The organism is Gordonia sp. B8661-1 (genome assembly GCF_059427765.1).
The window spans coordinates 14,717-38,239 of the sequence record NZ_JCAHRL010000001.1; the positions used below are offsets into that span (position 1 = coordinate 14,717).

Sequence of the window (23,523 nt, forward strand, 5' to 3'; positions counted from 1 at the left end):
TGGTGCGGACCGCCGCCGCGCACATCGGTCCCAGGTTCAGCGGGGCGTCCGACTTTGGTACGAGGATCACCGCCCCGGCCTCAGCCGAGCGGACGATGCGCCCACCTGGTCCGTCCGGCCATGCTGAACACATGCGTCGCCGGAAGTGTGTCACCGAGCCCCTGACCCGACTCGGCTGTCTGCTCGCAGGGGTGATCATGACCGTGGGCGTCACCGCGGGATGTTCGATGACGGAATCCGATCCCGGTGAGGCCACCACAGACGTGCGATCCGGCCGCATCGTCGGCACCCGGGCCGCCGATCATCTTCTCTTCCAGGGCATTCCGTACGCCGCTCCGCCGACCGGACCGTTACGGTGGCGATCGCCGGAACCCGTACGGCCGTGGCCGGGGACGCGGGACGCCCGCAGACCCGGCCCGGTGTGTCCGCAATTCGAGAGCGGTACCGGCTCGGCGATCACCGGCAGCGAGGACTGCCTGTCCCTGAACGTGACGGTCCCCGGCGACCGGAAACCGTTGCGTCCCAAGCCGGTCATGGTCGAACTGCACGGCGGCGGGTTCATCGGCGGGTCGGGATCGGAGATCGACGCGCGCCGGCTGGCCACCCGGGGCGACGTCGTCGTGGTGACGATCAACTACCGACTCGGCGTCTTCGGTTACTTCGGCTACCCGGGACTGAAGGATTCGGGCGGGTTCGCCTTCGATGATCAGGTGGCGGCGCTGCGCTGGGTGTCCGACAACATCGCGGCGTTCGGCGGCGACCCGGAGAATGTCACCCTTCTCGGACAGTCGGCAGGCGCGTACAGCACCTGTGCCCTGCTCACCTCACCCCGGGCCGCGCCGTTCATCGACCGCGCGATCGTGCAGAGCGGATCCTGCATGATGAGTTCTCCGAAGGGACTCGTCGCCGATGGTGTGGAGGCCGAGTCGATCTACATTCCCCGGCAGGCGAGTGAACAGTACGGCCGTATGCTCGCCGCCGGCAGGCTCGGCTGCGACGACGCGACCGATCCGATCGGTTGTCTCCGGTCGCGGCCCATGAGCGCCCTGATGCCCATCCATGAGCAGTTGGTGACGCCCGCCTTCGGATCGGAGGCGCTGCCCCACAATCCGGCCGAAGCACTGAAAGACGGTGCGGTGAAGGATATTCCGGTGATCATCGGCACCACCCGGGACGAGGAGCTTCCTCGCGCGGCCATAACGATGACCGCGGACGACTATGCGGGGCGTCTACGCGAGGCGTTCGGGGAGCCGCTCGCGCGGCGTATCGGGGACGTCTATTCGCCCGCCCGGTACGGAGGGGTGTCACGGGCGTGGAGCGCGTTGTCCACCGACCGTCTGTGGTCCTGGCCGACCGCGGAGGCGGCCCGATTGCTGGCCCGCCGGCACGCCCCGGTGTATTCCTATGAGTTCGCCGATCCGCATCCACCGGCGGCCCTGGCCCGGCTCTTCGGTGTCGATCCGGCGACGGAGGGAGCCTTTCACGGCTCCGATGTGGCCTCGATCTTTCCCGAGTCCGGTCTGCTCGACCCGGCACAGTCGGCGCTGTCCGACACGATGATCGCCTACTGGGCGAATTTCGCGCGGACCGGTGACCCCAACGGGGCGGGACTGCCGGAATGGAAGCCCACCGGACGCCCGGGCAGCGCGGCGTTCACCCTCGGCCTCCGTCCCGGCACGGACGGCATCGCCGGTGTGGACTTCCGGGACGAGCACCACCTCGACCTGTGGGACGAGATCGCCGGCCGGTAGCCACCGTCGTGGTCCACCGGCCGGCGATCGACACGGGTCAGGCTCCGGCCACCTCGCGGGCCTTGTTCTGGATGTCCCGGTCGTTGGCCGCACTCAGATCGATGGTGCCGAGTCCGGAGACACGGGCGGCCAGCTCAGGGTCGTGCGAGTCGAGCCACTTCACGAAGTCGGCCGCCACATCCGACTTGCCCGAGCCGTGACCGAGAACCACGAAGGTGCGCTTCGGGCCCGCATCGGCGACGATCACCTTCGCGAGCTCGGAGAAGAAGCCCTTCAGATCGGCGACGTCGTCGCTGCCGGTCTGACGCTCCACGGTCCGCAGGTGCCGGGCGCGCGGATCGTCGTCGTGCACGGAGCGGGTCGATGCATCGACGGTCACCGAATCGAGGTCGAAGTCGATGATGCGGGCCTTCTCCGCATCGATCGCGACCACCAGCAGTGAACCGCTCCCCTGCTCGATCGGCTTGTCCCGCAACAGGTGACGGGCATTCTCGATGTCCTCGATGGAGACCACGGCGTCGTGCGGCCGCCGGAACACCTCACGATGTCCATTCATCTTCACCGACAGACGGTCCCCGGATTCCTCCTTGACCTCGTCGGCGATGTCCTCCCACATCGTCACGAAATCGTTCCACGGCAGATCCCGCGGGGCGGGTGCGCCGAGGATCGCGTCGTGGGTCTTACGGGTATGGGCGTTCATGGTTTCCTCCCGATGCGTGGGTGGTTGGTCAGCCGGCGAAGACGCCGGCCACGAGATTGATGGTGGTGGCGAGAATGACCGCCCCGAAGACGTAGGACAGCAGGCACTGCCGCAACGCCATGGCGCGGATACGCGAGTTGGTGACGTTGGTATCCGAGACCTGATAGGTCATTCCGAGGTTGTAACTGAAGTAGAAGAAGTCCCGGAATGCCGGCAGCGCCTTCTGGTTGAAATCGATGCCGCCGCCGTCGGGTGGATCGTCGTAGTACATGTACGCATAGCGCGTGGCGTACATGAGGTGCAGGCTCGCCCAGGACAGGAACACGGCCAGGAGCGCGACCGCCGCCGGCACCCAGCCCGCGTTGGAACCACCCTCGATGAGCAGACCGACGATCGCGACCAGCGACGCCAGTGCGGCGACGACGACGCTGATCTCGTCGACCCTCGGCAACAGATCCTCACGGCGGGAGTTCGCCTTGGTGGTTTCTCCGTCCATGGGCCACAACACGATCCAGCCCGACAGCACGAAGACCAGGCCGGTCGCCGCGACGCCGCTCAACGCGCCGTTGGCCCCTCCGCCCGGGCCGAATCCGACGGCACAGCCGACCACGACCCCGACGACCAGTGAGATCACCAGTCGCGGGGCCGAGGACAGTGGCAGAAAACGCCGGGCCAGTCGGTGAATCAGGTTCACGAACCGCCGTCCGCCGACTTGTCGCCACCCGTGGCGTCGTCACCCTTGTCCGAGGAGTCCTTGGCTGCCTTGCCCTTCGCCGCCTTGGGCTTTGCCTTGTCGGACTTGGCGGACTTCGCGGACTTGTCCGCGTTGTCGTCGAGATCTTCGGTGCCCGGGCCGTGATAGTCACCCTCCCGGACCGAGATCTTCAGCTCACCCGGCGAACCGGCATCGACCACCGCGGTGTCCCCGGGGCTGATGGTGCCCTTGAGTGCCATCGACGACAGCTGATTGTCGAGCTTGCGCTGAATCAGGCGATGCAGCGGTCGCGCGCCGAACTCCGGCTCGTATCCCTCATCGGCCAGCTGATCCTTGGCGGCGTCGCTGACATCGAGGCCCATGCTCTGGGCGGCCAGCAGGCGGCGCGTCTCGTCCAGCATCAGGTCGACCACCTGGCGCAGCTGGTCCTTGTCCAGACGATGGAAGACGACCGTCTCGTCGATGCGGTTGAGGAACTCCGGCCGGAAGTGCTGGTGCAGCCGTTCCATGACCAGCGGGATCGCCGACTCGAGGTCGCCGTCCTTGGCATTGAGGATCAGGTCGGAGCCGATGTTGCTCGTCAGGATGATCACGGTGTTCTTGAAGTCGACCGTGCGGCCCTGACCATCGGTGACGCGGCCGTCGTCGAGCAGTTGCAGCAGCACGTTGAAGACATCCGGGTGAGCCTTCTCGATCTCGTCGAACAAGATCACCGAATACGGTGCACGGCGGACCTTGTCCGTCAGCTGACCCGCGTCGTCGTAGCCGACGTACCCGGGAGGTGCACCGACCAGACGCGCGACGGTGTGCTTCTCCTGGAACTCGCTCATGTCGAAGCGGATGATCCGCGCCTCGTCACCGAAGATCGCCTCGGACAGCGCCTTGGCCAGCTCGGTCTTGCCGACACCGGTGGGTCCGAGGAACAGGAAGGAGCCGATGGGGCGCTTCGGGTCGGAGAACCCGGCACGCGCGCGACGCACCGCCTCGGACACCGCGGTGACCGCCTGGTCCTGGCCGATGACCCGGGCGTGCAGGGTGTCCTCCAGAGCCAGCAGCTTCTCGCGCTCCTCGGTGGTCAGCTCCGACACCGGCACACCGGTCTGCCGTGAGATGACCTCCGCGATGTCGACGACGGTCACCTCCGGCGCGTTCTCCCGCTTTGCACCGCCGACGTCGTTCTGCCGCTCGGCCAGCTCGGCCTTGATCGCGTTGGCGCGCTCGTAGTCCTCGTTGGCGACCGCGGATTCCTTCTCGCGTTCGAGGCGGGCGATGTCCTCCTCGACGCGTCGGGTGTCCTCGTCGGGGGTCTTGTTGCGCAGCCGCACGCGGGCACCGGCCTGATCGATCACATCGATCGCCTTGTCCGGCATGAACCGGTCGGTGACGTACCGATCCGTCAGCTGCGCAGCCGCGACGAGCGAGTCGTGGCTGTACTGCACCTGATGGTGTGCCTCGTAGGCGTCGGCCAGTCCCTCGAGAATCGAGATGGTGTCGTCCACCGTCGGTTCGCTGACCATCACCGGCTGGAAGCGGCGCTCGAGCGCGGCGTCCTTCTCGATGTACTTGCGGTACTCGTCGATGGTGGTGGCGCCGATCGCATGCAGTTCGCCGCGGGCGAGTGCCGGCTTGAGCATGTTGCCGGCGTCCATCGAACTGTCGCCGCCGGAGCCCGCGCCCACGATCGTGTGCAACTCGTCCATGAAGATGATCAGTTCGTCGGAGTGCTCACGGACCTCGTCGAGCACCTTGGTGAGGCGCTCCTCGAATTCACCGCGGTACTTCGCGCCCGCGACCATGGCGCTCACGTCGAGCGCGATCACGCGGCGGCCGGCCAGGGTGGACGGCACATCGCCGTTGACGATGCGCTGCGCGAGGCCCTCCACGATGGCGGTCTTGCCGACGCCGGGATCGCCGATGAGGACCGGGTTGTTCTTCCGGCGGCGGGACAGGATCTCGACGGTCTGCTCGATCTCGTCGGCACGCCCCACCACGGGGTCGACGTTTCCGGCCCGCGCCTCGGCGGTCAGGTCGCGTCCGTACTCCTCGAGGGTCGGGGTGTCGCTCTCGGCCTTGCCGGCGCCACCGCCGCCGCCCTTCTGCCTGCCCTCCTCGATACGGCCGCCCGAGCGCAGCAGCGCAGCCGCCGGGATGTCCTCCGGCAGCGATGCGATGCCGAGCAGCACGTGCTGGGGACCCACATAGCTCACGCCCGATGCCGCGGCCTGCTGCTGCGCGGTACGCAGCGCGAGCTTCGCGGCCGGGCTCAGGGAGAGGTCGTCGCCACTGTCGCCGGTCGAATCCTGCTCGGCGACCTTCTGCATGTCCTCGGCGACGGAATCGGGATCACGGCCGGTCTCGGCGATGATGGAGCGCGTCGGTTCCAGCTTCGCCGCGGCGTAGAGCAGATGTTCCGCGGTGATCTCCGGGCTGCCCCAGTCCTGTGCGGCCTCGGTGGCCAGTGCGATCAGTCGACGCGTGTCGTCGCTGAACAGGCGTCCCAGGTCCACTCGCTGGATCTGCGGCCGGGCCCGGGAGCTGCCGAAGAATCGGTTGAAAATGTCGTCGAATGGGTCCCCGCCACCCAGCCAGTTCTCGGTCATCGAATCACCTCAGCCTGATCGTCGTTGTCCGACCGTGCACGCGTCGCCTGGTGCCGGAGCGATGGGCTCACGCCGACATACGGATCGAAATTGATTGAGCGCGTGAACGATTCGGCTTACTCGCGCAGGAGGGGCACGGCCGTCCCCCCGACCGGCGGACCAAGACCATCCTGCCGCCATACTATGCACGCTTCACGAAACGTGTCCACGAAACTGTCGATGGGTGTGCCCGGCAGGAGGACATCGGCGCTCGACAACGCCGAAGGCCGGCCACCGCAATCTGCGATGACCGGCCCTCGGAGGTCCGGACGCCCTGACAGCAGGGCGGGAACGTATGAACTTACTTCGCGGCGTGTTCGACGGCCGCGACACGCGAATGTGCGCGGTCGTACTCGTCGGTACCCGGCTCGGCGGCCTCGAGCGCGGCACGCTCGGCCGCCTCGTCGATCTCCGACGCCCACTGCGCCGACTCGGCGAGGATCGTGACGGCCTCACCGGTCACCGAGAGGAAACCACCCTGCACCGCCGCGGAGAGGCGATTGCCGCCCTCCTCGACGATCACCACGAAGCCACCCGGCACGAGCTGGCCGAGCAGCGGTTCGTGGCCCGCCAGCACGCCCAGCTCACCGGCGGTGGTCTGCGCGATGACGAAAGTGGCCTCGCCCGTGTACAGCCGCTCGTCCGCCGCGACGACCTCGACGTGGAAAGACTTGTCAGCCATGGCGATCCGCTACTTTCCGGCGATCTTGGCAGCCGCGGCCTCAACGTCGTCGAGTCCGCCGCAGCTGTTGAACGCCTGCTCGGGCAGGTGATCGAATTCACCCTTGGCCACGCGGTCGAATGCCTCGATCGTGTCCGCGAGCGGGACGACCGAACCCTTCTGGCCGGTGAACTTCTCGGCGACGAGGAAGTTCTGACCCAGGAACTTCTGGATACGGCGGGCACGCTGGACGGTGACCTTGTCCTCTTCGGAGAGCTCGTCCATACCGAGGATGGCGATGATGTCCTGCAGTTCCTTGTACTTCTGCAGGATTCGCTTGACCTCGTTGGCGACGCGGAAGTGCTCGTCACCGACGATCGAGGCCTCCAGGATGCGCGAGGTCGACGTCAGCGGGTCCACGGCCGGGTAGATACCCAGCTGCGAAATCGGACGCGAGAGCTCGGTGGTCGCATCGAGGTGGGCGAACGTGGTGGCGGGCGCCGGGTCGGTGTAGTCGTCGGCGGGGACGTAGATCGCCTGCAGCGAGGTGATCGAGCGGCCCTTGGTCGACGTGATGCGCTCCTGGAGCTCACCCATCTCGTCGGCCAGCGTGGGCTGGTAACCCACCGCGGACGGCATACGGCCGAGGAGGGTCGAGACCTCCGAGCCCGCCTGCGTGAAGCGGAAGATGTTGTCGATGAACAGCAGCACGTCCTGGTGCTTCACATCGCGGAAGTACTCCGCCATGGTCAGCGCGGACAGAGCGACGCGCATACGCGTGCCCGGCGGCTCGTCCATCTGACCGAACACCAGCGCGGTGTCCTGGAGAACGCCCATCTCCTCCATCTCGAGGTGGAGGTCGGTGCCCTCACGGGTGCGCTCACCGACGCCGGCGAACACCGACGTACCGGAGAACTCACGCGCGATACGGGTGATCATCTCCTGGATCAGAACGGTCTTGCCGACACCGGCACCACCGAACAGACCGATCTTGCCGCCCTTCACGTACGGGGTCAGCAGGTCGATGACCTTGATGCCGGTCTCGAGGATCTCGGTCTTGCCCTCGAGCTCGTCGAAGGCCGGCGGCTTGCGGTGGATGCTCCACTGCTCGCCGTCACGACCGAGCCCCGGGGTGTCGAGGCAGTCGCCGAGCGCGTTGAACACGTGGCCCTTGACGACGTCGCCGACCGGCACCTGGATCGAGTGTCCGGTGTCGGTGACGGTGGCGCCGCGCACCAGACCGTCGGTCGGCTGCATCGAGATCGTGCGCACCAGGTTGTCACCGAGGTGCTGCGCGACCTCGAGGGTCAGCGTCTTGGCCACGGACGGGAGAGCGATCTCCGCGTGCAGGGCGTTGAACAGTTCCGGGATCGAGCCCCGCGGGAATTCGACGTCGACGACCGGGCCGATGATCCGGACGACGCGCCCGGCCGCGCCACCGGCGTCGGTGGACGCGGTCTTGGTCACTGCTGCAGTCATTGTGGTTGAGTCACTTCCTCTTTGGGTCAATAAGGTCTCAGTTGGCCAGTGCGCTCGAGCCGCCGACGATCTCGCTGATCTCCTGCGTGATCTGGGCCTGGCGCAGCTGGTTGGCCTCGCGCGACAGCGACGTGGCCAGCTCTTCGGCGTTGTCGGTGGCCGCCTTCATCGCGGTACGCCGTGCAGCCGACTCCGACGCGGCCGAATCCAGCAGCGCCGCGAACACGCGTGTCGCGAGGTACTTCGGCAACAGCGCGCCGAGCAGGGTCTCGGCACCCGGTTCGAAGGAGTAGTTACGCGACGTGGTGGCGGACTCCGAATCCGAATCGGACCCGTCGTCCTCCGAGACCTCCAGCGGTGCGATCCGGCGCACCTCGGGGGTCTGCGTCAGCATCGACTGGAACCGGGTGTAGACGAGATGCAGCTCGTCGACGCCCTCGAGGGTTCCGTTGCCGTCGGGCCGTTCCACCTCTTCACCCGAACCGGCCAGGAACAACTCGACCAGGAAGTCGGTGGCCTCGCTCGCGTCCGCGTAGTCCGGCGACTGCGAGAAGCCCGACCACGCGTCGGCGATGTCGATGCCGCGGAAGGTGAAGTAGTTGATGCCCTTCTGCCCCATCACGAAGATGACCGGCTCCTTGCCCTCGTCCTCGAGGAGCGAGATGAGCTCACGGGTGGCACGCAGCACGTTGGTGTTGTAACCACCGCACATACCGCGGTCACTGGTCATCACCAGGACGCCGGCACGCTTCGGGTTCTCCCGCTCGGTGAGGAGCGGGTGATCGAGCGAACCCGAGTTGCTGGCCAGCTCGGAGAGCACCACCGTCATCTCCTGGGAGTACGGCTTGGCAGCGGCCACCCGGCCCTGAGCCTTGGTGATGCGCGAGGTCGCGATCAGCTCCTGGGCCTTGGTGATCTTCTTCGTCGAGTTCACCGACCGGATGCGTGAGCGCAGCTCACGAATGCTGGCCATGAGCCCTCACCCCTTTCTTCGGACGTTGCCGGACACGGACGGATGCGGTCACGACTTGCGGACCGTGATCTGCTCGTGTGCGACGTCCTCGGCATCCATGGCGTCGGCCTTGGCCTCGTTCACGACGCGCTTGCCGTCGTGGGTGAGGTAGCTGTTCTTGAACTTGTTGGTCTCGGCGACGAGCACCTCGGCCTGATCGTCGGAGAGCTTCGCGCCACCGGCGATCGACTCGTAGACGCCCTTGGCGTTGTGGTGCAGGTGGCTGAGCAGCTGCGTCTCGAAGTTCCGGACGTCGTCGACCGGCACCGAGTCGTACAGGCCCTCACCGCAGAGGTAGATCGAGACGATCTCGTCCTCGACGGAGAACGGGCTGTACTGGTCCTGCTTCAGCATCTCCACCCAGCGGGCACCGCGCTCGAGCTGCGCCTTCGACGCATCGTCGAGGTCGGAGGCGAAGGCCGAGAAGGCTTCCAGCTCACGGAACTGGGCGAGCTCCAGACGCAGCGAACCGGAAACCGCCTTGAGACCCTTGGTCTGGGCGGCACCACCGACACGGGACACCGAGGTACCGACGTTGATGGCCGGACGGACACCCTTGTTGAAGAGGTCCGACTCCAGGAAGACCTGTCCGTCGGTGATCGAGATGACGTTGGTCGGGATGAACGCCGAGACGTCGTTGGCCTTGGTCTCGATGATCGGCAGTGCCGTCATCGAGCCGCCACCGAGTTCGTCGGAGAGCTTCGCGGCGCGCTCCAGCAGACGGGAGTGGAGGTAGAAGACGTCACCGGGGTATGCCTCACGACCCGGCGGACGACGCAGCAGCAGCGAGATGGCGCGGTAGGCCTCGGCCTGCTTGGTCAGGTCGTCGAACACGATGAGGACGTGCTTGCCCTGGTACATCCAGTGCTGACCGATGGCCGAACCGGTGTACGGTGCCAGCCACTTGAAGCCGGCCGAGTCGGAAGCCGGAGCCGCGACGATGGTGGTGTACTCCATCGCGCCGCCCTCTTCGAGCGCGTCCTTGACGCCGGCGATGGTCGAGCCCTTCTGGCCGACCGCGACGTAGATGCAGCGGACCTGCTTGCTCGGGTCACCGGTCTCCCAGTTCGCCTTCTGGTTCAGGATGGCGTCGATGCAGACGGCGGTCTTGCCGGTCTTGCGGTCACCGATGACGAGCTGACGCTGTCCGCGACCGATGGCGGTCATGGCGTCGATGGCCTTGATGCCGGTGGCCAGCGACTCCTCGACCGGCTGGCGCTCGAGCACCGTGGCGGCCTGCAGTTCCAGCACGCGCTGCTCTTCGGCCTCGATGTCGCCGAGACCGTCGATGGGGGCGCCCAGCGGGTCGACGACGCGGCCCAGGAAGTTGTCGCCCACCGGCACCGACAGCACGTCGCCGGTACGGCTGACCTGCTGGCCCTCTTCCAGCGACTCGTAGTCGCCGAGGATAACGGCACCGATCTCGTCCTCGTCGAGGTTCAGCGCCACGCCGAGCACGTTGCCCTCGAACTTCAGCAGCTCGTTGGCCATCGCGCCGGGCAGACCGCTGACGTGCGCGATGCCGTCGGACGTATCGGTCACGATGCCGACCTCGTCGCGGGATGTGTCGGCCTCGAACGACGAGACGTACTGCTCGATCGCTCCCTTAATCTCGTCTGGTGAGATCGTCAACTCCGCCATGGGTTTTCGTCTTCCTTGCTCAGTCCGGCTTGGTATGGGGGTTCTTCGTCGGGGTGGTGGTTCAGCGCGGCAGGCTTGATTCAGCGTTGGCCAGTCGCGTCGCGATGTCGGCTTCGATCACCTCGTCGCCGACGCTGATGCGCAGGCCGCCGAGGAGTTCGGGATCGATCTCCGTCTGCACCGAAATCGTGCGTCCGTAGATGCGGCCGAGAACCGTGGCGAGGCGGGACCGTTGTGCCTCGGACAGTTCGACCGCGGACACCACATGCGCCACCGATTCGCCCCGACGGGCGGCGGCCATCTCGGCCAGTTGGTCGACGGCGGTGTCGGCGGGCTGGCCGTTCAGCAGCCGCACGGTGTGCGACAGGAGCTGCCAGCTGTGGCCGCCGACCTGATCGCCGACCAGCTTCTGCAGCAGGCCGACCCGCTTGCCCGCGTCCTGCTTGGTGTCCGACAGCAGCGAGGCCAGTTCCGGATTGCTCTCCAGAATCCGGCTGACGCGGAACAGTTCGTCCTCGACCTGCCCGATCGAGCCGTCGCGATCAGCGGCGGCGAGTTCGATCAATGCGGCCTGACGACGAAGCGCGGTGACGTAGTCGCCGGTCGACGACCAGCGGCCGTTGCTCGCGGTCACGAGCGCGGCCAGCACCGGCGCCGACACCTTGGTGCCGAAGAGCTGACGGACCAGTGCTTCCTTGGCCGACGTGTTCTCCGACGCCTCGGAGAGGCGCTTGCGCAGCACGGGCTGGGTGTTCAGGAACTCGATGACCGCGGTGAGTTCCTCCGATGCCGCGCCGAGTGCCGCGGCATCCAGACCGTCGGCGGCCTCGTCGAATGCGGTGCTCACCGAGCGCGCGGCCTCCCGGCTGCCGGCGCGCATCGAATGCAGTCCGATGACCTCGACGTTGGTCGCGACCAGGTCCTGGGTGCCGTCCGACATCGCCTCGAGTTCACCGATGGCCGTGTCGACGCTCGCCGACTGTGCCCCCGGCTGCGCCAGATGCGAACGGACGAGGTCGCCTGCCTTGGCGACGGCTGCGAGACCGAGTTCGGTCCGCAGTCCGCGCAGCAGATTCGAGCGTGCCAGCGACAGCTGTGCGTCGCCCTGTCCCGCGATGCGGGCCACCTCGTGATCGGCCTGCTCGCGCATGTCGACCGAGATCGCCTCGGCATCACGCTTGCCGTCGGCCTTCATCTGAGCGGCCTCGACGTCGGCGTCGGACAGTGCCTTCGCACGAGCCGACTTGCCCTCGGCGAGTTTGGCATCTGCTGCCGCACTCTCCTCGAGCTGACGACGGACGGTGTCCTGACGCTCCTTCATCAACTTCTTGACGGGCGGACGCACGTACTTCCAGATGATGAAGACGATGAGCGCGAAGCCCACCAGCTGGCCGATGAAGATGGCCGGATCGAACGCATCGCCGATCGCCTTCAGCCAGTCGACGATGGCACCGCCGATGCCCGGCGTCTCTGTCTGGGTCTCGGTATCGGCCATCTCAGTTCACCGTTCCGCTCGTTGTCGAAGTGTCGCCGTTGACTGCCGACGGTTCGATTCCGAGCACTCGTCCGGCAAGAATACGGGCGAGTGCGTCCACATCCTGGGATGCGGCCGCGCCGGCCTTCTCACCCTCGGCGGTCAACTCGCGGTTGGTCTCGGCCAGCGCGGTGTCCGCCTCGTCGGTTGCCCGCTGTTTGCGTGCGTTCATCTCATCGCGGCCCAGGGCACGGGCTTCGTCGCGAGTGGCGGTTGCTTCGCCCCTCGCCTCTTTGATCACGGCGTCGTACTCATCCCGAGCAGCCGTGAATTCCGCGTTCGCAGTGCGGTTGTCCTCGACCGTGCGATGGATCATCTCGTCACGCTCGGTGAGGACCTGCTGGATCGACGGAACGACGAAGGCCCTGATGACCAGCAGCATGATCACGAAGATGAGCAGCACGACGAAGAACGTTCCATTCGGGAGAAGGAAGTTCTCAGCAGCAAGCGTCATGGGAGTGTGGAGTCGTTTCTACTCGGCGACAGGGAAAACGGATCAGCCGGCGCTGATCGGGGTGGCGAACACGAAGAGCGCCATGAAGGCCAGGTTGATGAAGTACGCGGCCTCGACCAGACCGACGGTGATGAAGAACGGGGTGAACAAACGTCCCTGAGCCTCGGGCTGACGAGCGATGCCCGCGATCAGCTGGCTACCGGCGAGACCGTTACCGACACCGGCACCGATGGCGCCACCGGCCATGATCAGGCCGCCGCCGATGAGTGCTCCGAGGCCAATCATCTCATTCATTTACTGTTCCCTTTCGGTGACTGACAGCTGGTGTGTCAGGTTCGTGGCGCGTCCGGCGTTTACCGAACGCGTTCGGTCGGTGTGAGGTTGTGGTTCCCGCAGGGGCGATCAGTGATCTTCCATTTCCATGGACTGCGAGAAGTACAGGATGGTCAGCAGGGCGAAGATGAACGCCTGGATCAGGCCGACGAACAACTCGAAGGACTTCCAGATCGCGTTCGGCGCCCACATGATGTACGGCGGGAAGAGGGCGATCAGGGCGACCATCATGCTGCCCGCGAACACGTTGCCGAAGAGTCGCAGCGAGAGCGAGATCGGCTTGGTGAACTCCTCGATGATGTTGATCGGGGCCAGGATCGAGACGTGACCCTTCACGATCCGCAGCGGGTGACCGATGAGGCCGCGGGCCCGGAAGCCTGCGATCTGGTACCAGATGAAGACGAACAGCGCGAGCGCGTACGCGAAGTTCACGTCGGCGGCCGGCGGCTTCAGGATCTCGTGATGGCCGACCTGGACCGGGAGCACCGACAACCAGTTCGAGATGAGGATGAACGTGAACAGCGCGACCGCGAGCGGAAGCACGTACGGCGCCACCTTCATGCCGATCGCGCTCTCCACCTGACCGCGGAACTGGATGGTGATGGCCTCCCAGAACAGCTGCACGCCGGTCGGCACGCCCCGCGACGTGACCTTCGACTTCAGGTAGAAGGCCAACCCCAGCATGATCAGCGCCGCGAGCGCGGTCGCGATGATCGTCTCGAGATTGAACGTCATCCCGAGCGCCTCGAACTTGGTGTAGTGACCCACCTGGATCTGGGCCTCGGCGAGGTAGAGGTCGGTCGTCATGGTTGCTTACGAAGTCCTTTCATCACCGGAATCACCGTGTTCAGGACCAGGACCACCTGGCCGATGGCGAGTCCGAACAGCGCGCCCAGCCCATCGGGCCGAACCAAGAAAACCGCCACCAGAGCCAGAATCGTAATGGCTCCGAGGCGGTAGGCGGAATTGAGAGCGAGCAGCTTCTTACGAGGGTTCTCGGTCGTCGCGACGCTCGTGACGGATCGGATCACCAGCTTCGTGTTCACGAAGACCAGCGCGACGCCGATCACGAAGAACAGCAGGAACAGCGGATGACCGAACGCGATCGCGATGGCCCCGACGATCACGGTGACCACTGCCGCGATGATCGCCGGCCGAACCAAACCGGTTGGGGCCGCGGGATATACGGGTGCGGAGTCCGGGGCGGATGTCGTCATTCGCCTTTCTCCTCCACTCGTGGCCGCAGCGTCGCGACCATATTCAGATGCCCCCGAAAGGTACATCGAGCCGTTGGCACACAACAGCGCGCGTGCGATCGGCGGCATTCACCACCGGACGTAAGCTCCAGATGTTGCTGTGACTTTACCAACACCCACCGACGCGCCTACCAGGGGTATGCCGCCCGAGGTGATGGGTGGGCCGTGACCCGCGCCCCAGCACAACCGGAAGGTGTTCGGCGGAGCGACATCAGCGACCTACTACGGCTAATAGTACACGGGTTTTACCATTGCCTTACCCCGGGGTACGAAAACCGTCCGTACGGATTGGTTGTCCCCGTGCAGGTAGGGAGGTCAGCGCCGGTCCGTCACCGACTGTCGGCACCCGCGGACGTCCGCGTACGGACCTCCGCCAGCCGGCGCTGCAGGCGCGGGGCGATGGTCACCAGCAAGGCGACGACCAGTCCCCCGCCGAACATCGGTGCCACCACCGAGATCGGGAACAGGGTGCTCGCGGCGGCCGAGAAGGCCAGCACCCCGACCCAGAGATAGATGATGAGGGCCACGCGCCGCTGCGAATGACCGAGTTCGAGCAATCGGTGATGCAGGTGCATCTTGTCGGGGGTGTAGAAGCCGACACCCGCCCTGGTGCGCCGCACGACCGCCATGAGCATGTCCAGCATCGGCACGAACACCACCGCGGCCACCAGGATCAGCGGCGACAGCAGGGTGAAGACGTCGGCGGGACCGTAGGCGTTGATCGCGATGCGGCCCGATGCCGACGTCGACGCCGCCGACAGCATGAGACCGATGAGCATGGCGCCCGAATCACCCATGAAGATGCGCGCGGGCGAGAAGTTGTGCGGCAGGAAGCCCAGGCACGCACCGGCGAGCACCGTCGCGATCAGCGCGGGCGGGTAATAGCTGACGTCGCCGCCCTGATCGTGCAGCAGACCGAGCGAGAACATGCAGATCGCGGCCGCGGCGATCAGTCCGAGGCCGGCCGCGAGGCCGTCGAGGCCGTCGACGAAATTCACCGCGTTGATGGTGGCGACGGTGATCGCGACGGTCAGCAGGCCGGCCTGCAACGGATCCAGCACGAGGGTGCCGATGTCGGCGAAGGGTATGTAGAGCAGGTACCAGCTCACGCCCATGATCACGAGAACGCCTGCCGCGGTGAGCTGTCCGACGAATTTCGTCAGGGCGTCGAGACCCCACCGGTCGTCGATCACGCCGACCAGCACGATGACGGCCCCCGCGACGATCACCGCTCCCATGTCGCTGGTGTAGGCGAAACCACGGGTCAGCGCGGGGAGATTGGCGGCGAGGGCGATGGCGGCGACCACTCCGGCGAACATGCCGAGCCCGCCCAGCCGGGGTGTCGGGATGACGTGCACGTCCCGAACACGCGGCACGGCCACGGCACCGATCCGGATCGCGAAGACCCGCACCGCGGAGGTGAGCAGGTAGGTGACGGCGGCGGCGGTCAGGCCGACGAGCGCCAACTCGCGCAACGGAACACCCGCGCCACCCGCACCGACCTGCGCGAGCGCGGTCAGCATGGAACCGGGCGAACCGGCGACGGGATCGGACACCCCGACCACGCTACTCGCCCAGCAACTCCGCGATTTCGGCGCGGACACCGGCGTGTTGCGATCCGCCGAGCGGTGCTCGCAGCGCGCGATCGATGCAGTCGGCGACCTCTGCCATCCGGTCGGCACCGACACCGGCGACGACCGCCGTCGGCGTGCCCACCCGGATCGCCGAACCCTGCGCGGGCGGCCGGTCGTCGAAGGGCAGCACGGCCTTGTCCACGGTGATGCCTGCCGCGCTCAACCGCTCCTGTGCCTCACGTCCGGACAACCCCCGGCCGGACACGTCGACGACGGCCAGATGAGTGTCGGTGCCACCGCTCACCGTGCGGTACCCGCGGGCGTCGAGCTCGGTGCTCAGCCGATCCGCCGCCGCGACCACCGAGCGCACGTAGTCGCCGAACTCGGGAGTGGCCGATTCGCGCATGCAGACCGCCTTGGCGGCAATGGAATTCATCGACGGGCCACCTTGCACGAACGGATACACCGCCCGCGCCAGCACATCCCGGTGCCGCTCCGGCGCCAGCACCATCCCGCCTCGCGGACCGCGGAAGACCTTGTGCGTCGCGACCGTCACGACATCCGCGTGGGGCACGGGTGACGGGGCGACGCCACCAGCGACCAGCCCGGCCAGATGTGCGGCGTCGACCCAGAGAATGGCGTCGGTCTCGTCGGCGATGGATCGCAGGGTCGCGAAATCGATCAGCCGCGAATAGGCCGCCGCCCCGGCGACGATCATCCGCGGGCGATGCAGCAGCGCGAGTTCCCGGATCTCGTCGTAGTCGATACGTTCGTCGTCGCGCCGCAGGCCGTAGGTGACCGCGGAGAACCAGCGACCGGAGAAGTTCGCGCGCGAACCATGAGTCTGATGCGATCCGTGGTTCAGACGCAAGGCCAGGATCGGGTCACCCAACTCCGCGAACGCGGCGAAGACCGCCAGATTGGCCGCACTCCCCGACAACGGCTGCACATTCACGTACTCGGCGTCGAACAGCGACGACGCACGATCCACCGCGAGCCGCTCGACGTCGTCGACGACCTCGCAACCTCCGTGATGGCGGGCGCCCGGATATCCCTCGGCATATTTCGCATCCAGCCCCGACGACAGGGCCGCCCGGACCGCGGCGGACGGCGGGGTCTCACTGGCGATCAACTGCAAGGTCGTCGCACAACGCCGGCTCTCCCGCTCGAACAACTCGGTGAGTTGCGGATCGTCGAGCACCGCCGGATCGGGCGTGGCGTCGTCGCCGTTGGTGACCATCGCGTCAGACCTCGAACAACGACTCGGCATCGACGTCGAGGACCTCGGCGATCTGTGCCGCCGGGATCGCCCCGTCACGCAGGATGCGCGGCGTCACGCCGGACACGTCGACGATGGTCGACGGCACCGCCGCGCGGACCGGGCCACCGTCGAGATACACCGAGACCGACTCGCCGAGCTGGTCCCGCGCCTCGTCCACGGTGGTCGCGGGCGGCTGTCCCGACACATTCGCACTCGACACCGCCATCGGCCCGACCTCGCGCAGCAACTCGATGGCCACCGGGTGCAACGGCATCCGCAACATCACCGTGCCCTCGGTGTCGCCGAGATCCCACGCCAGCGACGGCGCCTGCGACACCACCAGACTCAGGCCGCCCGGCCAGAACGCCTCCACCAGATCACGCGCCGCGCTCGACACCGACAGCACCAGACCGTCGATCGTGTGCCAGGACCCGACGAGCACGGGCACCGGCATGTCCCGACCCCGCCCCTTGGCGGCCAGCAAACTGGTCACCGCCTGGGAATCGAAAGCGTCACAACCGATTCCGTACACCGTGTCCGTGGGCAACACCACCAGCCGGCCGGCCTTCGCCGCGCCGACGGCGGCATTGAGGCCCGCCGAGCGGGTCTCCGGGTCACTGCAGTCGAATACCGTGCTCACCTGTCCATCTTGGCACGCGGGTACACGGCTCCGTCGGCGCCACGGGCACTACTTCCGGCGTGCGGTCACAAATCGGGGACGTCCGGCGAGATCGTCGTGGGGCGTGACGTCGGCGAACCCACCGTGTGCCGTGACCGCCGCGACGACCTGCCCCGACGTGGTGTCGTCGTGTTCGATGCCGGCCACTCCCCCGTCGCGGAGCATCGCCGCGATCACCCGCACCATAGGATCGATCACCGACATGCCGTCCGGCCCGCCGAAGACCGCCTGCTCGGGGTCGTGCCCGACCTCGGGGCCGACCGTCGCGGCGAGTGGAACATAGGGCGGATTGCTCACCACGATGTCCACCGATCCCGCAGTGACGATCTCCCCCATCGCCGCGGCATCCGTCACGTCGGCCCGCACCACCGTGATCCGCGACGACACCGCCGCTCCGGCCGCCTCGACATTCCGGCGCAACCAGCTCAGGGCCTCGTCGGACACCTCCACCGCTATCACCCGCGCACGTGGCAGGAGCATCGCGATGGCGATCGCCAGGGCACCGCTGCCGCTGCACAGATCCACGACGGTGACGTCCGTACGCGGATTCGCCTGCCGGACGGCCCATTCCACGAGGAACTCGGTTTCCGGACGGGGAATGAACACACCCGGACCGACGGCGAGCTCGGCGGGCCCGAACGCCGCCGAACCGATGATGTGCTGCAACGGAATCCGCGTGGCCCGCGCTTCGACGTCCGCACGGAATCGCGCACGCTGCTCGTCGGTCATCGTGTCGCAGAACATGAGTCGCCCACGGTCGACACCGAGTGCCGCCACGAGCAGCCATTCGGCGTCGACCTGAGCCGAGTCAAGACCGGCATTCTCGAGAAGTGCGCGCGCCCAGGATAATTCGGCGGCCGTCGAGTATGTCACCGAGACGTCCGGGCGATCATTCCGCGGCGAGCCGCGCCTGGCGATCGGCGGCGATCAACGCGTCGAGCAACGCATCCAGGTCGCCCTGGAGCACGGCATCGAGGTTATTGGCCTTGAACCCGATCCGGTGATCGGTGATGCGGTTCTCCGGGAAGTTGTAGGTCCGGATGCGTTCGGACCGGTCCACCGTGCGGATCTGCGCGGCCCGCCCCTCGGCGGCGGCCGCGTCGGCCTCCTCCTCGGCGGCGGACTGGAGACGCGCCGCGAGCACCTGCATGGCGCGCGCCTTGTTCTGCAGCTGCGAACGCTCGTTCTGGCAGGTCACCACAATGCCGGTGGGTAGATGGGTCAGCCGCACCGCGGAGTCGGTGGTGTTCACGCCCTGCCCGCCCTTGCCGGAGGAGCGGTAGACGTCGACGCGCAGATCCGACTCGTCGATGCGGACTTCCTCGACCTCGTCGGGCTCCGGATAGATGAGAACGCCCGCGGCCGAGGTATGGATGCGTCCCTGCGATTCCGTCACCGGCACGCGCTGCACCCGGTGCACCCCACCCTCGAATTTCAGGCGGGACCAGACCCCGTCGCGCACCTGCTCCTTCGACTTGATGGAGATCGTCGCCTCCTTGTAGCCACCGAGATCGGATTCGGTGACGCCGAGGATCTGCGCCTTGTAGCCGTGCCGCTCACAGTATTTGAGATACATCCGGGCCAGGTCGGACGCGAACAGGGCCGATTCCTCGCCGCCCGCACCGGATTTGATCTCCAGGACCACGTCGTCGGAGTCGTGCGGGTCGCGGGGGGCGAGCAGATCGGTGAGGGTCGCGTCGAGTTCGGCGACGGATTCCTCGAGCGCCGGGATCTCCTCGGCGAAGGCCGGATCGTCGGCGGCCAGTTCACGCGCCGCGGCGAGATCGTCGCGGGCCGTGAGGAGTTTCTGATGGGTGGCCATGATCGGCGCCAGTTCGGCGAAGCGTTTGCCCACCCGGCGTGCGGCCGTCGGATCATCATGCAGCGACGGATCCGCGAGCTGCGACTCGAGCCCCGCGTGCTCGGCCAGGATGTCGTCGATCGCCGACTGTCCCGCGCCCGCAGTCGTTCCCGGTCCGCTCATCGAATCACCCTTCTCTCGCCGACAACCCGCCGCACAAATGAAACGACGCCCCGGGCCGGCGCATGATGCGCGCCGGCGGGGCGTCGTTCGACCAGCTACTTGGCGTCGGCAGCCTTGGTGCGCTTGCCGTAACGCTTCTCGAACCGGGCCACGCGGCCGCCGGTGTCGAGAATCTTCTGCTTACCGGTGTAGAACGGGTGGCACTGCGAGCAGACCTCGACGTTGATACGTCCGTTCGCCGCGGTGCTGTGGGTCTCGAAAGTGTTTCCGCAGCCGCACACAACGGTGGTCGCCGCGTACTCCGGGTGGATGTCCTTCTTCATGGTGTCCCTTTCTGTGGTCGCCGGGTCACCGTCGTCTGTCGACGGTGTGAACCGGAACCGGACTCGACCGCTCAGTATGCCACGTGGTGCTTTGCACCAGAAAATCCGATAGTGCTTTGCACTGGAAATCCGAGCGATACACCGAACCGAACGCGCCCGATCCGGCTTTCATTCCCCCGGTGATGCCGGGTCGGTCGTCGTGCCCCGATCAGTCGTCGTTCATGGCGCCCGGTGCGGTCTTCTGCACCTGCATGAGGAACTGCACGTTGTTCGGGGTCTTCTTGAGCTGGCTCATCAGCAGGTCGATAGCCTGCTGGGAGTCGAGTCCGGCGAGCACCCGGCGCAGCTTGTGCACCACGCTGAACTCGTCCGGCGACATGAGCAGCTCGTCCTTACGCGTGCTCGACTGGTTCACGTCGACCGCGGGGAACACCCGGCGCTCGGAGATCTTGCGGTCGAGCTTGAGCTCGGCGTTGCCGGTGCCCTTGAACTCCTCGAAGATCACCGTGTCACCGGTGGAGCCGGTCTCGACCATCGCGGTGGCGATGATGGTGAGCGATCCGCCGTTCTCGATGTTGCGCGCCGCGCCGAGGAAGCGCTTCGGCGGATACAGCGCCGTGGAATCGACACCGCCGGACAGGATTCGGCCCGATGCCGGCGACGAGTTGTTGTACGCGCGGCCCAGACGGGTGATCGAGTCGAGCAGCACCACCACGTCCTTGCCGTTCTCCACCAGACGCTTGGCACGCTCGATCGCGAGTTCGGCGACACTGGTGTGGTCTGACGGCGGACGGTCGAACGTGGAGGCGATGATCTCGCCCTTCACCGAGCGCTGCATGTCGGTGACCTCTTCCGGACGCTCGTCGACGAGCACCACCATCAGATGGCATTCCGGATTGTTGGTGGTGATCGCCTTCGCGATGTCCTGCATGATCGTGGTCTTACCGGCCTTCGGCGGCGAGACGATCAGCGCGCGCTGCCCCTTGCCGATCGGCATGATCAGGTCGATCACTCGCGTCGACAGCTTGTCGGCCGTGGTTTCCAGGCGCAGACGCTGATTCGGGTACAGCGGCGTCAGCTTGCCGAAATCGGGCCGCTTCTTGGCGGTCTCGATGTCGGTGCCGTTGACGGTGTCCAGCCGGACCAGCGGATTGAATTTCTGCCGCTGATTCTGCTGTTCACCCTCGCGCGGCACCTTGACGGCACCGGTGATGGCGTCACCCCGGCGCAGACCGTTCTTGCGCACCATGTTCATCGACACGTAGACGTCGTTCGGCCCGGCCAGATATCCGGAGGTACGGACGAACGCATAGTTGTCGAGCACGTCGAGGATGCCGGCGACCGGCTGTACGACGTCGTCCTCGGACAACTGCGGCTCCCCCGAGCCCGAACCGTCGCGGTCACGCCCGCGACGGCGCTCACGGAAGCGGCGCCCACGACGGCCCCGGCCGTTGCCGTCCCCGTCGTCGTCGCGATTCTGATCGCGGTTGTTGTTCTGATTCTGGTTACCGCCCTGACCGCCGTCGCGGTTGTCGCGATTCTGACCGCCCTCGCGGTTGTCGCGATTCTGGCCACCCTCGCGGTTGTCGCGATTCTGGTTACCGTCACGGTTGCGATTGCGGTTCCGGTTGCGGTTGTCGCCGGATTCACCCTGGTCACGACCATTCTGGTCCCGACCGTCCTGATCACGGCCACCGCGCTCACGGTCACCGGATTCGCGCTCGGCGGAGTTGTCGCCCTTCGCCGGAGCGTCCTTGGCCGGAGCGTCGGAGGCGGAGTCGGCCGACTGGGTGCGCCGACGGCCACGGCTCTGCGGGGCATCGTCGCTCGCCGCGTCGCCGGACTTCGGTGCGTCGGCGGTCTTCGGTGAGTCCGGGGTGGTCGCGGCGGCATCCGCCGTGGCGCCGGTCTTCGCCGCGGGTGCGTCGGCGTTGTCGCGGGAGGCACCGCCGCCCTGGCGTTCCTTGATGGCGGCGATCAGGTCGCCCTTGCGCATACCGGACGTGCCCTTGATGCCGAGCTCTCCGGCCAGTGCGCGCAGTTCGGTCAGCACCATGCCGGACAGGCCGGTCTTGGCGCGGGCGCGAGAGCCGGAGGCGACCGCACCATCGGTGGTGGCCGCGGTATCGGCCGGCGCGGTGATGATGTCCGTATCGGTCACGGAGTTCCTTTCGTTCCCCGGCAGTCGATGAGCTGCGGTGGGGTTAATCTGCCACCCCGCCCTCATATCAGGCGGGACCGTCGCTCCCGTGGGCGGTTTCGGCGTCCGCAGGAACGGTCAAGAGGATTGTGATCCGCTGCGATGTGCTCGACGGCGACGTACACGTAACTGAGGCGTACGCGCCGAACGTACTCGACAAACGATGCCAGATGATCGGCGTCCTTCGGCATCACGACCGGAGGGGACAATCGATGAAGCAATGAGGAGCACGTCAGAACATGTCTGAGCGGCAAGACCACTATATGTTAGCTCCGTTTGCATGATAGGCGCAACACACCCTATCGGCCAACTTCGGCCGAACCCGTCGTCCCCGACGGTCCCGGCGTCGTTCAGAGCGTGACCGGCAGGATCTCGACACCACCCGCGACGGCGACCTCCGATGCGGCGAAGCCCAGGTCCGCACCCAGCGCCAGCGCATCGTCGGGCAGCGGGCCCGCACCGAGGACCAGGACGGTGGGCCCCGCACCGGACACGGTGGCCGCCTGGCCGCGCGCACGCAGCTCGCTGACCAGCCGGGCGGTCGCCGGCATAGCCTCGGCGCGATAGTCCTGGTGGAGGCGATCGGCGGTGGCCGCCATCAGCACGGACGGATCCGTGGTCAGACCGACGACCGCGAGCGCGGTACGGCTGACGTTGAACACGGCGTCGCGTCGGGGCACCGCATCCGGCAGCAGCCCGCGCGTGTACGAGGTGGACGACTCGGTGTCCGGGACGAACACCGTGGCGACGATGTCGGGGTGGACATGCAGTCTCCGCGCCCGGAAAAGGTCACCGTCGGCACCGGTTTCGGTCCATGTGACCACGGGGCCGCCGAGCACGCTGGCGGCCGCGTTGTCGGGGTGGCCCTCGAATTCCGACGAGAGCTGCACCATGTCGGCATCGCCGAAGCCCTCGACACCGGCCTCGGCGAGCAGCGCCGAGGCCGCGGCCAGCCCGGCGACGGCCGCCGCCGCCGACGACCCGAGCCCCCGCGAATGCGGAATCCTGTTGATACAGCGCAGTTTCAGGCCGTCCGCGCGTGCACCGGCCACCTCGAGCCCGCGCAGGACCGCACGGGCCACGAGATGCGTGCCGTCGCGCGGCACGTCACCCGCCCCGGCACCCTCGACCTCGACCTCGATGCCGCCCGCCGTCGTGCGCACCTCGACCTCGTCTAGGATGCCGAGCGCGATACCGAGGCAGTCGAACCCCGGTCCCAGGTTCGCGCTCGACGCAGGCACTCGGACACGGACCGAAAGCCCTTCCGGCAGAAGGGTTGTCGCCTGCGTGTCGGCGTGCGGGCCGTTTGTCATGACATCGACCTCGT

21 protein-coding genes are annotated in these 23,523 nt (G+C 66.9%); 1 reads left to right on the forward strand and 20 read right to left on the reverse strand.

Translation table 11 applies throughout. The features are described from left to right. Positions 1–131 precede the first annotated feature (131 nt). Positions 132–1,751 (forward strand): carboxylesterase/lipase family protein, encoded by a 1,620-nt coding sequence (locus AC4JJG_RS00070; RefSeq protein ID WP_495399551.1) that lies wholly within the window; start codon positions 132–134, stop codon positions 1,749–1,751. Positions 1,752–1,788: 37 nt separating this feature from the next. Here AC4JJG_RS00070 and AC4JJG_RS00075 read toward each other — a convergent pair whose 3' ends face one another. The 20 genes from AC4JJG_RS00075 to thrB all read right to left on the reverse strand — a co-directional run bounded on the left by AC4JJG_RS00075 (position 1,789) and on the right by thrB (position 23,509). Further along, entirely contained in the window at positions 1,789–2,451 is a 663-nt protein-coding gene (locus AC4JJG_RS00075) for a hypothetical protein (protein WP_495399550.1), read from the reverse strand. 28 nt (positions 2,452–2,479) lie between these two features. After that, a complete protein-coding gene (locus AC4JJG_RS00080) occupies positions 2,480–3,136 on the reverse strand; it encodes a DUF1345 domain-containing protein (RefSeq protein WP_495399653.1) in 657 nt (218 codons plus the stop codon). A 5-nt stretch (positions 3,137–3,141) separates the two neighbouring features. Continuing rightward, positions 3,142–5,766: an ATP-dependent Clp protease ATP-binding subunit gene (locus AC4JJG_RS00085; RefSeq protein ID WP_495399549.1), complete on the reverse strand. Its 2,625-nt coding sequence runs from the start codon at positions 5,764–5,766 to the stop codon at positions 3,142–3,144. A 340-nt stretch (positions 5,767–6,106) separates the two neighbouring features. Then, the gene (locus tag AC4JJG_RS00090; RefSeq protein ID WP_495399548.1) at positions 6,107–6,487 is read right to left on the reverse strand and encodes a F0F1 ATP synthase subunit epsilon; all 381 of its coding nucleotides are present in this window, start codon (positions 6,485–6,487) and stop codon (positions 6,107–6,109) included. Between the two features lie 9 nt (positions 6,488–6,496). Then, the gene (gene atpD / locus AC4JJG_RS00095; RefSeq protein ID WP_495399546.1) at positions 6,497–7,945 is read right to left on the reverse strand and encodes a F0F1 ATP synthase subunit beta; all 1,449 of its coding nucleotides are present in this window, start codon (positions 7,943–7,945) and stop codon (positions 6,497–6,499) included. A gap of 37 nt (positions 7,946–7,982) precedes the next feature. After that, positions 7,983–8,918, reverse strand: coding sequence for a F0F1 ATP synthase subunit gamma (locus AC4JJG_RS00100; protein ID WP_495399545.1), 936 nt, complete (start codon positions 8,916–8,918; stop codon positions 7,983–7,985). A 48-nt stretch (positions 8,919–8,966) separates the two neighbouring features. Continuing rightward, complete coding sequence (atpA, locus tag AC4JJG_RS00105; RefSeq protein WP_495399544.1) at positions 8,967–10,598, reverse strand: F0F1 ATP synthase subunit alpha; 1,632 nt, start codon at positions 10,596–10,598, stop codon at positions 8,967–8,969. A 61-nt stretch (positions 10,599–10,659) separates the two neighbouring features. After that, on the reverse strand, positions 10,660–12,093 hold the full coding sequence (locus tag AC4JJG_RS00110; protein ID WP_495399543.1) for a F0F1 ATP synthase subunit B/delta: 1,434 nt from the start codon (positions 12,091–12,093) through the stop codon (positions 10,660–10,662). Between the two features lies 1 nt (position 12,094). Then, positions 12,095–12,586, reverse strand: coding sequence for a F0F1 ATP synthase subunit B family protein (locus tag AC4JJG_RS00115; protein ID WP_495399542.1), 492 nt, complete (start codon positions 12,584–12,586; stop codon positions 12,095–12,097). 42 nt (positions 12,587–12,628) lie between these two features. Next, positions 12,629–12,880 (reverse strand): F0F1 ATP synthase subunit C, encoded by a 252-nt coding sequence (locus AC4JJG_RS00120; protein WP_495399541.1) that lies wholly within the window; start codon positions 12,878–12,880, stop codon positions 12,629–12,631. A gap of 108 nt (positions 12,881–12,988) precedes the next feature. After that, on the reverse strand, positions 12,989–13,726 hold the full coding sequence (gene atpB, locus AC4JJG_RS00125; protein WP_495399540.1) for a F0F1 ATP synthase subunit A: 738 nt from the start codon (positions 13,724–13,726) through the stop codon (positions 12,989–12,991). Then, positions 13,723–14,136 carry a hypothetical protein gene (locus tag AC4JJG_RS00130; RefSeq protein WP_495399652.1) on the reverse strand — a complete coding sequence of 138 codons (414 nt, stop codon included), beginning with the start codon at positions 14,134–14,136 and terminating at the stop codon, positions 13,723–13,725. Before AC4JJG_RS00130 ends, atpB begins: the two co-directional genes overlap by 4 nt. A gap of 368 nt (positions 14,137–14,504) precedes the next feature. Beyond that, a complete protein-coding gene (locus tag AC4JJG_RS00135; protein WP_495399651.1) occupies positions 14,505–15,698 on the reverse strand; it encodes a glycosyltransferase family 4 protein in 1,194 nt (397 codons plus the stop codon). A gap of 43 nt (positions 15,699–15,741) precedes the next feature. Then, positions 15,742–16,989, reverse strand: coding sequence for a serine hydroxymethyltransferase (gene glyA / locus AC4JJG_RS00140; RefSeq protein WP_495399539.1), 1,248 nt, complete (start codon positions 16,987–16,989; stop codon positions 15,742–15,744). A 4-nt stretch (positions 16,990–16,993) separates the two neighbouring features. After that, the gene (locus AC4JJG_RS00145) at positions 16,994–17,650 is read right to left on the reverse strand and encodes an L-threonylcarbamoyladenylate synthase (protein ID WP_495399538.1); all 657 of its coding nucleotides are present in this window, start codon (positions 17,648–17,650) and stop codon (positions 16,994–16,996) included. Between the two features lie 48 nt (positions 17,651–17,698). Continuing rightward, positions 17,699–18,562, reverse strand: a complete 864-nt coding sequence (prmC, locus tag AC4JJG_RS00150; RefSeq protein ID WP_495399537.1) for a peptide chain release factor N(5)-glutamine methyltransferase — start codon at positions 18,560–18,562, stop codon at positions 17,699–17,701. Between the two features lie 16 nt (positions 18,563–18,578). Further along, positions 18,579–19,673: a peptide chain release factor 1 gene (gene prfA, locus AC4JJG_RS00155; protein WP_495399536.1), complete on the reverse strand. Its 1,095-nt coding sequence runs from the start codon at positions 19,671–19,673 to the stop codon at positions 18,579–18,581. 95 nt (positions 19,674–19,768) lie between these two features. Further along, a complete protein-coding gene (gene rpmE / locus AC4JJG_RS00160) occupies positions 19,769–19,996 on the reverse strand; it encodes a 50S ribosomal protein L31 (protein ID WP_495399535.1) in 228 nt (75 codons plus the stop codon). Positions 19,997–20,204: 208 nt separating this feature from the next. Then, a complete protein-coding gene (gene rho / locus AC4JJG_RS00165) occupies positions 20,205–22,157 on the reverse strand; it encodes a transcription termination factor Rho (RefSeq protein WP_495399534.1) in 1,953 nt (650 codons plus the stop codon). 389 nt (positions 22,158–22,546) lie between these two features. After that, positions 22,547–23,509: a homoserine kinase gene (gene thrB, locus AC4JJG_RS00170; RefSeq protein ID WP_495399533.1), complete on the reverse strand. Its 963-nt coding sequence runs from the start codon at positions 23,507–23,509 to the stop codon at positions 22,547–22,549. Positions 23,510–23,523: the final 14 nt, after the last annotated feature.

Bases quoted from the DNA above. Each gene is read 5' to 3' on its own strand.
- AC4JJG_RS00070 (WP_495399551.1), top strand. From the start codon at position 132: ATGCGTCGCCGGAAGTGTGTCACCGAGCCCCTGACCCGACTCGGCTGT.
- AC4JJG_RS00075 (WP_495399550.1), bottom strand. From the start codon at position 2,451: ATGAACGCCCATACCCGTAAGACCCACGACGCGATCCTCGGCGCACCC.
- AC4JJG_RS00085 (WP_495399549.1), bottom strand. From the start codon at position 5,766: ATGACCGAGAACTGGCTGGGTGGCGGGGACCCATTCGACGACATTTTC.
- AC4JJG_RS00090 (WP_495399548.1), bottom strand. From the start codon at position 6,487: ATGGCTGACAAGTCTTTCCACGTCGAGGTCGTCGCGGCGGACGAGCGG.
- atpD (WP_495399546.1), bottom strand. From the start codon at position 7,945: ATGACTGCAGCAGTGACCAAGACCGCGTCCACCGACGCCGGTGGCGCG.
- AC4JJG_RS00100 (WP_495399545.1), bottom strand. From the start codon at position 8,918: ATGGCCAGCATTCGTGAGCTGCGCTCACGCATCCGGTCGGTGAACTCG.
- atpA (WP_495399544.1), bottom strand. From the start codon at position 10,598: ATGGCGGAGTTGACGATCTCACCAGACGAGATTAAGGGAGCGATCGAG.
- AC4JJG_RS00110 (WP_495399543.1), bottom strand. From the start codon at position 12,093: ATGGCCGATACCGAGACCCAGACAGAGACGCCGGGCATCGGCGGTGCC.
- AC4JJG_RS00115 (WP_495399542.1), bottom strand. From the start codon at position 12,586: ATGACGCTTGCTGCTGAGAACTTCCTTCTCCCGAATGGAACGTTCTTC.
- AC4JJG_RS00120 (WP_495399541.1), bottom strand. From the start codon at position 12,880: ATGAATGAGATGATTGGCCTCGGAGCACTCATCGGCGGCGGCCTGATC.
- atpB (WP_495399540.1), bottom strand. From the start codon at position 13,726: ATGACGACCGACCTCTACCTCGCCGAGGCCCAGATCCAGGTGGGTCAC.
- AC4JJG_RS00130 (WP_495399652.1), bottom strand. From the start codon at position 14,136: ATGACGACATCCGCCCCGGACTCCGCACCCGTATATCCCGCGGCCCCA.
- AC4JJG_RS00135 (WP_495399651.1), bottom strand. From the start codon at position 15,698: ATGCTGACCGCGCTCGCGCAGGTCGGTGCGGGTGGCGCGGGTGTTCCG.
- glyA (WP_495399539.1), bottom strand. From the start codon at position 16,989: ATGGTCACCAACGGCGACGACGCCACGCCCGATCCGGCGGTGCTCGAC.
- prfA (WP_495399536.1), bottom strand. From the start codon at position 19,673: ATGAGCGGACCGGGAACGACTGCGGGCGCGGGACAGTCGGCGATCGAC.
- rpmE (WP_495399535.1), bottom strand. From the start codon at position 19,996: ATGAAGAAGGACATCCACCCGGAGTACGCGGCGACCACCGTTGTGTGC.
- thrB (WP_495399533.1), bottom strand. From the start codon at position 23,509: ATGACAAACGGCCCGCACGCCGACACGCAGGCGACAACCCTTCTGCCG.